We start from the raw sequence: 13,962 nt of genomic DNA on the forward strand, positions 1-13,962 counted from the left end.
TCTTTAATATTCAACGAATTTCGTATAATATGAGAGTGGGTCATGTAGATTCTCCTTTGATTGGTTTTCGTCGACTTAATTATAAGGGAATCTACTGGCCTTTTTCTATTGATATACAAAAAAACGTGCCAGCGAGTTCGTTAGAACTCACCAACACGATTAATTATAGAACCTTTTTTGTTTAAGAATCTCTTAGAATCCTGAAGTCCAACCACCATCTGTAACGATGACGGTCCCATTAACAAAACTGGAATCATCCGAAGCTAGAAAAACAGCAACCTCTCCGATTTCATCCGGTTTTCCTGTTCTTGGACTAAGACCGTGTGTCAATTTCGCTCTACTAAACCCAAACTCACTCATATTTGTCATCGAAGAACCAATATTTGTTTCAACAGCACCTGGAGCGATGCCGTTCACTCGAATATTTTTTTCAGCATACATGAAAGCCGAATTCCGCGTTAATGCTACAACAGCATGTTTCGATGCCCCATACGCTACTCCGGCATGAGCTCCATTTAAACCACCAGTTGAGATGACATTTACGATGACACCTTTTTTATTGTTATCCATCCAATAGTTTACAGATTTACGCATCGCACGCATGACACCTTTGGTATTGACGTCAAATATATGATCCCATCTTTCATCCGTGATTTCTCCCACAGGTTCAAACCCATCCATGATCCCTGCATTATTGACCAATATATCTACCGTCCCGAATACCTCTACGGCTTTATCGAACATAGCTTCCACATCTTCAGCCTTGGAAACATCTATTTCCATAGCTTCAGTTTTTCCTCCGTCTGCATTCAATTCGTCCGAAACCTCTTTGGCTCCATCAAAATTGTAATCCGCAAGCAAAACCTGTGCACCCTCCTTAACGTATAACTGTGCAATAGATTTTCCCATACCCGATGCAGCACCCGTAACTATGGCCACTTTATTTTCTAATTTTCCCATTGTCGTGCCTCCTTTTAATTAAAACGCTTACATAAAGATTAGACCAAAGACCTTTTTTTGTCAATTTATACCCTGTCTCCTTCTCTACTGTCCTTCAAAATAACTGGATGCTATGAAAAAACTTCGTGAAATGGACGCTAGTCATCCCACGAAGATTCTCCTTCAATTCCATTTAAATACTTTGACTGAAAAATACTTTTCGATCTCTACGATTACAAATACACCTGATCCGATCAGGACGGGGATGATCCAATCCGTTGCTTGGATCGAAGTCAATCCGAGCCCTTCGGATATAAAGGGCACGTAGGTCACGAGCAACTGAAAAATAATCAGCAATCCTGAAACGATAAAGGCAGCTTTGTTTTGAAAAAACTGCTTATTCAAACTGAAATGCCTTTCGTTCCGCACATTGAATAAGTGAAAGAGCTGGGCAAATACAATCGAATGAAGAGTCACGGTGTGGACGTGTTCACTTGAAAGCCCGGCACTCAATTGCGTATTCAAATACGTGACTGACCCGCCGATCAAAACGGAAACAAAAATGATTCGGAAAATATAGTAGGGACTCAGTAGTTTTTCATCTGACTTCCTTGGCGGCTTTTGCATGCTCCCTTTTTCTAATGGTTCAAATGCCAGAGCCAAAGCAACTGTTACGGCCGTAATCATATTCACGTACAAAATTTGTACAGGAGTGAGCGGCATTTCCAATCCGATCAATAAAGCGGCCATCACGAGAAAAGCCTCTGCCCCATTCGTCGGCAGAATAAACAAGATCGTTTTTTTCAAGTTATCATAAACTCTTCTTCCCTCTTTGATAGCATTGACGATGGTCGCAAAGTTGTCATCCGTCAAAACCATTTCAGAAGCTTCTTTGGCTACCTCGGTACCTTTTATCCCCATCGCTACACCGATATCCGCTTTTTGCAAAGCCGGAGCATCGTTGACCCCATCACCTGTCATCGCACTGATATGTCCATTGTCTTGTAAAGCTTCTACGAGTTTCAACTTGTTTTGCGGACTCGTTCTTGAAAAAACATTGACTTTTTCAGCAACACTTCTGAATTCTTCAGCGGATAACGCGTCCAATTCTCTCCCTTCAAGGACATCGTCATTTTCAGCGATCCCCATTTGTTTTGCAATGGCAAGCGCCGTTTCTTTGTGGTCTCCTGTGATCATCTTGACTTGTATCCCGGCTTCTTTACAGGCCTTCACAGCTTCGATCGCTTCTTCTTTCGGCGGATCTACAATACTGGCTAGACCAATGAATGTCAATCCATTTTCAACAGCGTCATGATCCAGTTCCCCAAAATCTCCCGAAACTTCTTTACTGCCAGCCGCGATCAATCGTTCTCCTTTTTTAGAGCGTTCGCTTATTTTTTCTTCCCAGTATTTTCGTTCTTGAGAGTCCTCAGTCAGTCCAGCCATTTCCAATAAGCGATCCGGCGCACCTTTCACATATACTTTTTTCGTGTTTTCTCTTTCAACTAGGCCGGCCATATATTTATACTCCGAATCAAAAGGGATCTTGGACAGAATGGATAATGCCGGTATCTCCTTATCTGCTTTTTTAGCAAGCGTCAATAGACAGCCTTCCGTAGGTTCCCCAGTTATTTCCCATTCCCCATCTGACTGGTTCAATTCTGTATCATTGATCGTTTTGAATATTGTGAGCAGCTCTTCCAGATCCGGCTCCTCTTCGACCTGTACGGCATGTTCATTCAGTTGGATCTCTCCAGTTGGTGCATACCCTGTACCGGTGACCTGATACTGCTTTTCTCCTGTGATGACAGACGTCACAGTCATTTCATTTTTTGTCAGTGTCCCGGTTTTATCTGTACAAATGACCGATACTGCACCCAATGTTTCTACCGAGGGCAGCGTGCGCATGATGGCTTTTTTATCAGCCATCGTCTGGACACCCAGAGCCAATATGATCGTTAAGATAGCCGGCAGTCCTTCCGGTATCGCAGCGACAGTCAACCCGATCACCGAGAGCAATAACTCTCCCCATTCATAATCATGCATCCAGAGACCGAATACAAAGAGTATGACGGCCAGAAAAACAATGACGACAGCGATCGATTTTCCAAAGCGATCCATCTGCCTCAGGAGGGGAGTTTTGATATCTTCCACCTCATTTACTGAGCGATTGATCTTGCCGATTTCCGTCTCTTCACCTGTAGCGACCACGATCCCCCTACCTGTTCCGCTAGAAATAGACGTTCCCGAAAACACCATGTTGACCCGGTCCCCAAGAACCGTATCCTCATCTACAGCTTTCGTCGCCTTTTCTACAGATACAGATTCACCCGTCAAAGGTGATTCTTCAGCCTTCAAGCGTTCCGTTTCGACCAACCGCAAATCAGCCGGCACCTTATCGCCTGCTTTTAACAGCACGATATCTCCAGGAACGAGTTCGGTGGAATCGATCCTTTTCTTTTCCTTATTTCTCAAAGTGGTCGCCTTCAATGAAAGCATCTCTCGGATTCCTTCTAATGCTTTTTCAGCTTTGCGCTCTTGAAGATACCCGATCAGCGCATTGACAATAGCTACCAACAGAATGACACCCGTATCGACATATTTTCCTAATATAAAAGTAACGACAGCTGCAATCAATAAGATGTAGATCAGAACCTCCCGAAAATGTTCCAGGAATTTCTTCCATTCCGGTTCTTTCTCTTTTTCAGGCAGTTCGTTCTTCCCATATTCTTCCTTGCGAGCGGTCACTTCTTGCCCAGACAAACCTTCTCGTGTATTTGTCTTCAGTTCTTGTTCCACTGCTTCGCTATCCAGTGAAAACCACTTCTTGTCTCCCATCGTTTTACCTCCTTTACCACAGAGATTCCTTATTTTTATACTAACACAGCTTTTTTTTAGAATGAAACGACAGACACTCTGACAAAAGAGATCCCCTCAGTATGGATTGCCAATTTCTCTGGACAACTACTCCCTTTTCTTTAGTCTGACATATTCGCGAGTGTCTTGAACATCTCCACTCCGCGGGAAATATTTTCATCACGATAGTCATACGCACTCGTGTGCACTTGAGGATATTCTTCTCCATTTCCGATATAGAAAAACGCTCCTTTTGTTTGCTTTGTATAGTGTCCAAAATCTTCAGACCCCCGGTATGCTTTCAGTAGATCGGTGTACTCATACCCTAATGATTTAGCTGCTCGGCGTACCTTTTCTACGTTTTCTTTATGATTGAGCGTTTCCGGAAATTCATCTTGATAAGTAAACCAGACCTGTAGTTGTTCCTGTTTGGCTATCTCCTTCGCGAAAGTTTCAACGTTTGTTTGTAGGCGATCCAAATCTTTTTCATCATATGCCCGGATAGTTGCTTTCAACTCTCCTTCTCCCGGAGAAATACCAAAAGCTTCGGACCCCACAGCGATTTGAATGACTGTAGCCAAAACCTCTCCAGAATACTCTTTTACATGAGTGAATCCTGGGAGAGCTTGAATCAATTTTGCAATGGCTAAAGAAGGATTCTGCCCATCTTCCGGTCGGCTTGCATGAGCTGGGGCACCTTCAAAATGGATCGTCATCCCTTTCGAAGCGAAATGAGTCGTCCCTTCCCGGGCAGCGATCGCTTGATACGCAAGACCGCTAAAGTTGTGGTATCCATAAATTTCATCGATTTGTTCGGATTTGATCAAATCCACACATTGAATCGCCCCATCACCCGTCTCTTCAGCTGGCTGAAACAAAAAGAACGTATTGTTGGCTGCTCCTTCTTGATCCACTTCCAATGCGAATCCGACCATCGTTGCAGCATGTCCATCGTGTCCGCATTTGTGTGCTTTTCCTGGGATTTCAGAAGCCCAAGGCAACTCGATCACCTCATCCATTGGAAGAGCATCAAATTCTGTTCGAAAAGCACTATTCAGCCGATCCGTTCCAGCTCGATAGACCGCATAAAACCAATTGCCTTTATCTACAATTTCCAGAGTCGTCTGTTCTCTTATAAAATCCATCAACCGTTGCTTCGTCCATGTTTCTTCATTCGACAGTTCGGGATGTTGATGCAATTCGTGGCGTAAAGCTACTGCTTTTTCATAATTGCTTTTTTTCATCAGGACAGCCCTCTTTCATTTTGCTGATTGATTCTACCATTCCAGTTAGGTATGAAAGTAAGAGAAACCAGTAGACTAAAATGAAATCTGCACAACAATACTCCTAGGTGCTAAATAGTGAACAGGTCCCACACCCATCCCTATCCTCGTTCTTATTCATTGGAGAATTTCACACTTACAGTATACAATTAAATAGAAATTTAGTGTTGTTGAGTCCATTTTTTTTAAATTGTTTTTTAATCGTCTGTTCAGGTGTGCTGAACTATCCAGGACAAAGCGAGTGTAGAACTGTCATTTTTGATAAGGAGGGTTCGTGTGACTACAAACAGAAAATTGCTTTTATTTATTGCTTCGAGTGTAGATGGGTTTATTGCTACAGAGGATGAATCGCTTGAGTGGCTCTTTGAGGTAGAGGGTGAAGGAGATAATGGCTACGCAGAATTCTATGCGACGGTGGATACTCTTGTGATGGGAAGAAAGACATATGACTGGATAATGAATCAGGATTTAGAAGAGTTTCCTTATAAAAACAAAGACTGTTTCGTGTTCACTCATTCTTTTACTGAACATACTGCGGATGTCACATTTATAAGGGATGATCCAACCTCCTTTATAGATGCTCTAAAAAAACAAGCCGGCAAAAACATTTGGCTTGTTGGTGGAGGGCAGTTATTTTCTTCCTTCTTACAAGAAAATTTGGTTGATGAACTGATCATCACAGTTGCTCCCGTTTTATTAGGCAAGGGCATTCCTTTGTTCAGAGGAGGGTATGCACAAACGGGACTGTTTCTAAAAGGAATGCGGAACTTCAACCAGTTTGTAGAGCTGCATTATACAGTTCTACAGCCAGGACAACTCGGTACTGAGCACCGGTGTTTTTAACCCGGTGGTCCTGCAGCATCTTGAAGAAAAAGTCTTATCCTCTTCATCCTATTCAAAAGAGGATAAGACTTTTTCTGTTCATTTTAAAAAGACAAGGTTTCGATCTTATTCGTTTCTAAATCCAGTTTTTTCATAGTGATCAACCCATACTGAGGAGAAGAAGAAAACAGAAGACTCTCGCCTACTTTCGTCAACCCTGATAGACGCTCTGTTACTAATAATTGTGTCTGCTGTGAACCATCCAACTGCATTTTATATAATCCAGATCCTGGATAAGTCGTCTCTTCCGAAAGCAAGGAGTAATAGATCTCATTTTCACCGATCGTATACGAAGAAATATCTTCATCTACTAATAATTCGGGAGTAGCCGTATCCACCATTTTTATTCGATACAGTCTAAAGTTTTCATCGATATAATAGTACTGATCCTCCCACGAGATTACGTTCTGGGCTTCTTCATGGAAAAGCACTTCTCTTTCTTTTCCATCTAAACTCATTCGTTCCACAACCGCTTCATCGTTTTCTCCATAGCTAATGAGCAGTTCATCTTCATACAAAGCAATATCCCTCGTCGGTTCCGCGAAGATCCTTTGAAGATTCTGTCCATCGAGGTTCATTCGATAGACACTCGCATCATCTTCTAGATTAATAAAGAAAAGCCATTTTCCACGGATATGAACATCATACACATACCCTAAATCATACATGACCGCTTCTTTGGTTCCATCAGTTTTCATTCTATTCAGTGTTTCGCCTCTGGTATAGTATAGCCATTCTCCGACAAGGTTCAGATCGCTATAACTATCGCCTGTGCTTTCGTGTATCAGATACTCTTTAGTGTTAAACTCTTTATCTGTTTTGACAATAGCAAAATCATCTTCTATATAAAATATATGGTCTGCATTTTCAACTCCAGCACCGTAATTATTGATATTTTCGACTGTGTTTCCAATACTCTTTTCGGAAATAGCTTCTATCCGATCACTCGCTTCTGCTTGATAATTGTGGTGCAGCACTTTTGCTTCCCACACCACTCCGCTTTCTGCTATTAGTGGTGAAAGTACGAATACTGCAGCAAGCAATCCTTTTAACAGACTAAAGGTTTTTCCCCACCGACTGTTTTCCTGAGCTTGAAGCATTTTGGATAAGGTTGAAACATAATAGGCCGGACCAGAGATGCTGACAGTTTGATTTGAAAACTGTATCTCGACAATACTGTTGATGATTTTATTCAGTGGAAAATCAAAAGTTGGAGCGACCACTAGCCTTTCTCTTCGACGGTCGTGGACTTCCCACTTATTCTCATTCAGAATTTTTTCTACATACTCACGATTATGTACTTCTTCTTCCATTGTTTCATACTTATACTTATCCACTATCCAATTGACCACCAGAACCAAGTACAATAACAAGACATACCAGTGAAAGCTCATTTCTACTTCAAATAGCAATTCATACAATCCAAATAAGAGCACCAATCCGGGCAAATAAATAAAAATCGACCCTCTTAGAGCTAAGCTTAATCTATTTTGAAATTTCTCCATTTTTGACCTCCTCAACTCCTAAAAACAGCTAGACACTCCAATCGATTGAATAGACCTCTTTTAAACATCTTTTTTCTTACTTAAAATCATACGCTAAAATAGTCAAAACAGCAATCCCTCCATGTAACTGAAAAAGGAGAACCGTTTGTAGAAGCTCAAGTCAAACGCCAGGCAGTTGCCCAATTTATCACAGACTTACTGGCAGGAAAAGAGGACTATCATCGTGCACGTTTAGGCTTGGACAAACCGGATACCGCCTTTACGAAACCCCGTTTTTATGGACTGCTTATTTTGTAAGAGTGGTCTGCACAAAAACCACCTAATACCCCCCCATGAAATTAGTTTTTACCTCTAATTTCATGGGGGGTTAGTTGACTAACCTATTTGTTCATTTCTTTACTCTCCGACCATCCCGTCGCCATCTCTATCGATCATGTACGGATAGATCCAATGGTCCGTTGTAATGGGCATGGAAAAGCCAGCATCCTTTGCTTCAGCTATCGTTACCGTTCCGTTGCCATTTGTGTCGACAGTCGTCACGTCTTGAGCGGATGTGTTCGCTTTGGTTTCTTCCTCGCTCGTAGATTGGGATCCTTCTTTCGGCTCAGATGAAGTTAAGCCTTGAGATTCGTTGTATTCATCTGGATCGACATTGGCAAATGAATCGACCACCTTCTCTCCTTGGATCGTATAGGTGTATTGATAATGGCTCGGGATCTGTGTATCTGTGTTCGGATACGTAATAATGGCTTCGAATCCTTTTGCACCACCCACGCCACGGATAGAACGCTCCATGTAGGCTTGATCACCGTGACGGTTCATCGTGCTGTCTTGAGGAGTAATATTGTAAGCATTCCCTACACCTCCCAGTGAATCCGCGATGACATGCCCCTCATCAAGATCTGAACTTTCTGTCCCGGGTACCTTTGCCTCGTCATAAAAATACCGTCCTTGGGAGGTGACAGCTTCGTTCACTTCATCTTGTAAGACGATTTCATCTGCGATCACATGCGTCAGTTGCCCATGCTCATTGGTAAAGGCCCAGTATTCCCTGTCACCAAACCCAATATTCACGGCAACGTTGGCTTCGCGATGACCTGACTGGTTCCCACCAGCCACTGTGATCACTTGATAGCCGGCAAATATATCTTCTGGCTTTGCTTCTTTGGTCTCTATTTCTGTCGCAGCGACTGCTCTGTCAGAATCAGCTGCCGATTTTTCTGAAGACTTCTCTTCTGCTTGTGCTGCATCTTCGGTTATTTTCTCCTCAACAGCTTCTTTTTCAGGCTTTTTCCCTTCGGGTGCTTTTTCCTTTTCTTGTGGTTCTTCTCTCACCGCGACTTCAGCTACGTTACTAGCTGATTCTTCTGTTTCAGGTGCCGTGATGCCAAACAGTACGAAGGATACAAATAAGGTTCCCCCTGCTATCCCTACCTTTTTGAAATCGGTCTTGTTTCTTTTCATGATTCCTTTAATAAAATAGGCAACCACGAGCACCATACTGATCAACATGAAACCTAAAAATACATCACTCATTTGTTTCTGCCCCTTTTCTTCTCTAGATGCAACTAGTCGCTCAAAAAAAGAAAGAGTGTCCTCAAAATAAATCTTTTTTGAGGGCACTCTTTCTAAGCATCTCTGTTTTTTATACTGCTGATAGTCGTTTTACTTCTTATTCTTTTGTATTTTACTGTTTTTCTTTTTCATAAATACCATTTTCACCAAAATAATTTTTCGTTAATCTTGCGATCACTGGACTCAATAAGAGTAACCCGATCAAGTTGGGTAGAGCCATCAATCCATTCAATGTATCTGCTATCGACCAAATGACACGTAACCCACCTACTGATCCCACAACAATTAAAGGAATAAAGATAATTCTATATAAAACAATGGATTTTTCTCCAAACAAATATTCCATACACCTTTCGCCATAGTAAGACCAACCTAATAATGTTGAAAAAGCAAAGAATACCAAACCGAATGTGACAATATGTCCTCCAAAGGGCATTCCTTTATCAAAGGCTACGGTTGTCAGTGCCGCTCCATCGAAGCCGCTTTCCCAAGCACCTGTCATCACAATGACTAAAGCGGTAATGGTACAAAGGACCATCGTATCTATAAAAACTTCAAAAATCCCCCAAAGTCCTTGTCTTACTGGATGGTCTGTAGTCGCTGCCGCATGGGCAATCGGAGCACTCCCTAGTCCGGCTTCGTTTGTAAAGACGCCCCGAGCAATACCGAAACGGATCGTCATGGCGAAGGTAGATCCAACAAATCCACCAGCAGCTGCTGTCCCTGTGAAGGCGTCGCGGAAAATAACGCCGAATGCTGCCGGAACGAGTTCAATATTCAACACGATAATAATCAAGCCACCAAAAAAATAAATGGCTGCCATTAGGGGCACTAACACCTCTGTTACCTGTCCAATTTTTTTGATCCCACCTATAGTTACTAATCCGACGGCAATGGCTAGTACTATCCCCGTTACTAAGGGATCGATATCAAACGTGGTATTTAAAGAAGCCGCGACCGAATTGGATTGCACCATATTCCCGATTCCAAAAGTAGCTACTGTACCAAAGGCAGCAAATATGACTCCTAGCCATTTCTTGTTTGCGCCTTTATCTAAGTAATACATCGGTCCTCCGACAAAGTGACCACTTTCTGTCTTTTCTCTGTACTCAATCGATAAGACCACTTCACCGTATTTCGTTGCCATTCCAAATAATGCGGCCAGCCACATCCAAAACACTGCGCCCGGTCCTCCTATAGCTATGGCTGTTCCGACACCCGCTATATTCCCGGTACCGACAGCCGCTGCTAAGGCAGTTGCTACAGCTTGAAAGGCCGTCACTTCTCCTTCGCCTACTTGTTCTTTGCTAAATATTTTAAAAAGAGTCTGCTTCATTGTGTAACCAAATTTCGTAAAAGACACAAAGTTCGTTTTTATCGTTAAGTAAATGCCTGTCCCTAAGATAAGAAATAGCAGTGGCCACCCCCACACAAAACCATTGATCATCTCGTTTATTTCTATAAAACTATCCATTATTCTCTCCCTTTGTGTTTTTTCTCTAGCAGAATCTTACCACACATTATTTCGATCACTCAATGTTTATTGAAAATTTCATGAAAAAATATTGAGTTAAACTGAAGCTGCGACTCCATACAAAAAAAGACACCTTCGCAAAGAGGTGCCTTAAACTAGTTCCTATTGCCTATCAAACAGTTTGAGCTAACGCTTCGACCTCCCTTTGCACAACTCTTTGGGCTATCACTTTATTCCAACGGTTATCGCAAGGTGTACCTCCCCCGTTTGAAGTAAGTCTGTCCTGAAATGAGACGACCAAAAAGACTCAGGAAAGGTCCCCTGAGTCTTTTTTTTATTCTACAATTTTTAAATATATCTTCGACGTGATGCGGTAAATGATCCAGTAGATCAGCGAATATACTACGACGACACTTGCAGTCGTGACTAAAAAGAGTTTATTGCTTGTGATACTGAATATCATCAGCAGTTTTTGTACTATAGGATAGGCAAAAGCGGTATGGACCACGGCAGTCAAAATCGGCAAGGTAAACATCCAAATGATCTGAGATTGCGTTGCCTTTTTAGTCGTTTCTTTATCCAAGCCGACTTTCTGCATGATCTGGATTCGTTCTCTATCTTCATATCCTTCATATATTTGTTTATAGTAGGTGATCAATACTGCTCCGATCGTAAATAAGCTTCCTAAAAACACACCGATCAGCTCTCGCAAACAATAATTCTTTAATTATGGTATCGATCCACAACATTGATGCCGCCCTTATCAAACCGATGTTTCGTTATTGAATATTCAAAAGGAGTTCCATCTTTTAAGTGAACAACTTGTTCTACCTGCAAAACTGGATCTTCCTTAGTGCATAACAAATACTTTCGATCCAATTCATCAGGTTTTTCAGCAGTGATCCTTCTAGTAATTCCACCAAAACTTAGATTCAATTCATTCCGGATATAGCCGTAAATAGAGTGAGACAAAACTTCTTTGTTGATGCCAGGTATAACACTGACAGGCATTATCGTATGCTCGATCACAATACTTTCTCCATTTACATAACGGACTCGTTTGATATCGTAAATGAAATCATCTACTTCTACTAATAGTTTCTCAACTTCCTTAGCCAAAGGATTCCGGATAACAAATTTCAAAATTTCACTTTCAACTTCCTTACCAGCCAATTGTTCTGTGACACCCGGATACTCATCTGCAAGGGAATCGAACGCATTAACAGATCCTGCATTTTTCATGACATACGTTCCTGATCCTTGTCGACTGTACAAATATCCTTCTTCTATCAAAATTTCTAAGGCTCGCTTTATTGTAATGCGGCTGGCATCAAATTCTTTACATAATTTCATTTGATCAGGCAAGGCACTCTTTAAGGGATAAAAACCTTCTTGAATACGTTCCCGTATAGTTTGAGCTATTCTTTTATATTTATGCATTTTTTCACCTACTTACTATTAAAATCATCAACTCACTAACATCTCTTGTTCAATATTATAGCATGTTTTTTTCAACAAAAAAGCTAAGAATAGCATATTCTTAGCTTTTAGTACATTGAAAATAGTTACTATTCTTATCCCTAGCAGTTTCTATGCTCATTCTATGATCTCTCATAAAGAATTACGAGATCAGTTTTATGAGACTTGCATCTCAGCTTTTTTAAGTTCTATTTGTTCCTTCTCCATAGCAATTCCTGCAGCTTTTTCACTAACTCTCATAAAGGGAATGTACATAACTACCCCTACCGTAATTGTAAATAACTGAACAACTACTGCTCGCCAATCTCCTCCAGTAGTTAAGAAAGAACTAAGCAACGGTGGAGTGGTCCAAGGAATCAGGACTACTGCACGATTCATTAATCCCAATACTGTTGCATAATAACCTATCGTAATACCTACAGCAGGCATCAATACAAATGGGATCATCATTGGCAAGTTGAAAACAATCGGATAACCGAATATAACCGGCTCATTGATATTGAATAGTCCCGGAGCAAATGCCAGTTTACCTAAACTTCTACTTGCTTTTTGTTTTCCAAATAAAAATATTGCAATTAATAAACACATTGTACTACCAGTTCCACCGATCATTCCAAATGTTGCTACAAAAGAATTAGTAATAATATGTGGTATTTCTAATCCATTTGCGAAAGCCAACATATTTTCGTTCATATTTGTTAATAGTAAAGGATCTAATATAGTTCCATTTATGACTGTTTGATGAATACCAAGAGTGAACAACAGATTTCCAGTGCTGTAAATAATAAGCGTTCCTGGTAAGCTAGTTCCTACTTTTCTCAAAGGCTCTTGAATAATGGTTGAAATAAATGTAATCATATCTGTTTGGAAGAACACAGCTAAAATGAGTCCTATGAATCCGAATATAGAAAGGACTAAAATTACTGGTATCATAGTACTAAAAGATTTACTTACTTGTGGGGGAACATTTTCCCCCAAATTTATTTGCAATCTTTTAATAGAAGATAGTTTGATAAACAGCTCTGTGGCTACTAATCCGATAATGATCCCTGCAAACATCCCTGTTGTTCCGATGTTCCCATATGTCAATACATTTGAAGCCAAAACAGCTTCTTCTGCTCCTACCGGAGTAATCGGTGTATTGATTGGCATCATAATTACAAGAGTAGCAATAGCTACGGCTGCAGAAGCAAGTGGATTAGAGAATCCCTTATTCCTGGATAGGCTATAAGCAACCATGGGTGCAATCAATAAACCAGCGATATTTAAGGTACCATTTGTAATCATAGTTCCCCAAAGTTGCGCATTCTGAAGATTACTTCCTTCAAAAAACCAGGGGAAAATAACGTTGTTAACTAATACTGATATACCCGCCAAAATAAATAGTGGCATGGTGACAGCAAATGCATCTCTTAAAGAACGCAAATGTGTTTGATTTCCTATTTTCGCAGCGATTTCAGCAAATTTATCTAAAAAACTAGCGTTTTTTCTATCCATTTCTTCCACTCCCAGTGTTTTATTTAAGTTCCTAGCTTAAATCTCTTCCGTTACTTTCAGTTACTTGCTTAAACCAATGGTAACTTTTTTTCGGTATCCGACGCATATCTTTTAAGTCATGGTTTTCTCGGTTGACATAAACCATGCCATAGCGTTTGCGCATATCGCCTTGTGAACTAAGGATATCGATCAAACCCCATCCTAAGTAACCAATGACTGGGACTCCATCTTTTTCAACAGCGTCTTTCATCGCTTGGATATGATCGCGATGGTATTCAATCCGGTAGTCGTCGTTGATCAGTTCATCTTCTGGTAGTTCCTCGATGACTCCAATACCATTTTCGATTACAAATAGTGGCAAACGATATTTTGTATACAGATCTTTTAAAATATAGCGTAAGCCAAGTGGATCGATTTGCCAATTCCATTCTGTTGCGTCTAAATGTGGATTCATTTTCCCACCCAGACGTCC

Annotated in this window: 11 protein-coding genes; 1 reads left to right on the forward strand and 10 read right to left on the reverse strand. The window is 41.0% G+C overall.

The window, feature by feature from the left end:
- Positions 1-192 precede the first annotated feature (192 nt).
- From H626_RS0109420 to H626_RS0109430, 3 genes are all read right to left on the reverse strand, one after another.
- Entirely contained in the window at positions 193-960 is a 768-nt protein-coding gene (locus H626_RS0109420) for an SDR family oxidoreductase (RefSeq protein WP_027109144.1), read from the reverse strand.
- Positions 961-1,122: 162 nt separating this feature from the next.
- Positions 1,123-3,777, reverse strand: coding sequence for a cation-transporting P-type ATPase (locus tag H626_RS0109425; RefSeq protein WP_027109145.1), 2,655 nt, complete (start codon positions 3,775-3,777; stop codon positions 1,123-1,125).
- A gap of 140 nt (positions 3,778-3,917) precedes the next feature.
- Entirely contained in the window at positions 3,918-5,039 is a 1,122-nt protein-coding gene (locus tag H626_RS0109430; RefSeq protein WP_027109146.1) for a M20 metallopeptidase family protein, read from the reverse strand.
- A gap of 315 nt (positions 5,040-5,354) precedes the next feature.
- Between H626_RS0109430 and H626_RS11065 the strand changes: the two genes are divergently transcribed.
- Positions 5,355-5,921 (forward strand): dihydrofolate reductase family protein, encoded by a 567-nt coding sequence (locus H626_RS11065; RefSeq protein WP_051237934.1) that lies wholly within the window; start codon positions 5,355-5,357, stop codon positions 5,919-5,921.
- Between the two features lie 83 nt (positions 5,922-6,004).
- Here the strand turns inward: H626_RS11065 and H626_RS0109440 are convergent, their stop codons facing one another.
- The 7 genes from H626_RS0109440 to H626_RS0109470 all read right to left on the reverse strand — a co-directional run.
- Positions 6,005-7,465: a DUF5050 domain-containing protein gene (locus H626_RS0109440; RefSeq protein ID WP_027109147.1), complete on the reverse strand. Its 1,461-nt coding sequence runs from the start codon at positions 7,463-7,465 to the stop codon at positions 6,005-6,007.
- A gap of 396 nt (positions 7,466-7,861) precedes the next feature.
- Positions 7,862-9,001, reverse strand: a complete 1,140-nt coding sequence (locus H626_RS0109445) for a DNA/RNA non-specific endonuclease (protein WP_027109148.1) — start codon at positions 8,999-9,001, stop codon at positions 7,862-7,864.
- Between the two features lie 151 nt (positions 9,002-9,152).
- Positions 9,153-10,514 (reverse strand): alanine/glycine:cation symporter family protein, encoded by a 1,362-nt coding sequence (locus H626_RS0109450; RefSeq protein ID WP_027109149.1) that lies wholly within the window; start codon positions 10,512-10,514, stop codon positions 9,153-9,155.
- 334 nt (positions 10,515-10,848) lie between these two features.
- Positions 10,849-11,208: an FtsX-like permease family protein gene (locus H626_RS0109455; protein WP_027109150.1), complete on the reverse strand. Its 360-nt coding sequence runs from the start codon at positions 11,206-11,208 to the stop codon at positions 10,849-10,851.
- Positions 11,209-11,237: 29 nt separating this feature from the next.
- Positions 11,238-11,954 carry a GntR family transcriptional regulator gene (locus H626_RS0109460; RefSeq protein WP_027109151.1) on the reverse strand — a complete coding sequence of 239 codons (717 nt, stop codon included), beginning with the start codon at positions 11,952-11,954 and terminating at the stop codon, positions 11,238-11,240.
- Between the two features lie 195 nt (positions 11,955-12,149).
- Positions 12,150-13,490 (reverse strand): PTS sugar transporter subunit IIC, encoded by a 1,341-nt coding sequence (locus H626_RS0109465; protein WP_035619187.1) that lies wholly within the window; start codon positions 13,488-13,490, stop codon positions 12,150-12,152.
- A gap of 31 nt (positions 13,491-13,521) precedes the next feature.
- Positions 13,522-13,962, reverse strand: a 441-nt coding sequence (locus H626_RS0109470) for a family 1 glycosylhydrolase (protein ID WP_027109153.1), incomplete at its 5' end; no start/stop codon positions are given.

The sequence above is a fragment of the Lacticigenium naphthae DSM 19658 genome (assembly GCF_000425865.1).
GTDB classification, from domain to species: domain Bacteria; phylum Bacillota; class Bacilli; order Lactobacillales; family Carnobacteriaceae_A; genus Lacticigenium; species Lacticigenium naphthae.

Excerpts from the sequence above, each read along its gene's own strand:
- H626_RS0109465 (WP_035619187.1), bottom strand. The coding sequence starts at position 13,490 with ATGGATAGAAAAAACGCTAGTTTTTTAGATAAATTTGCTGAAATCGCT.
- H626_RS0109420 (WP_027109144.1), bottom strand. The coding sequence starts at position 960 with ATGGGAAAATTAGAAAATAAAGTGGCCATAGTTACGGGTGCTGCATCG.
- H626_RS0109425 (WP_027109145.1), bottom strand. The coding sequence starts at position 3,777 with ATGGGAGACAAGAAGTGGTTTTCACTGGATAGCGAAGCAGTGGAACAA.
- H626_RS0109445 (WP_027109148.1), bottom strand. The coding sequence starts at position 9,001 with ATGAGTGATGTATTTTTAGGTTTCATGTTGATCAGTATGGTGCTCGTG.
- H626_RS0109430 (WP_027109146.1), bottom strand. The coding sequence starts at position 5,039 with ATGAAAAAAAGCAATTATGAAAAAGCAGTAGCTTTACGCCACGAATTG.
- H626_RS0109460 (WP_027109151.1), bottom strand. The coding sequence starts at position 11,954 with ATGCATAAATATAAAAGAATAGCTCAAACTATACGGGAACGTATTCAA.
- H626_RS0109450 (WP_027109149.1), bottom strand. The coding sequence starts at position 10,514 with ATGGATAGTTTTATAGAAATAAACGAGATGATCAATGGTTTTGTGTGG.
- H626_RS0109440 (WP_027109147.1), bottom strand. The coding sequence starts at position 7,465 with ATGGAGAAATTTCAAAATAGATTAAGCTTAGCTCTAAGAGGGTCGATT.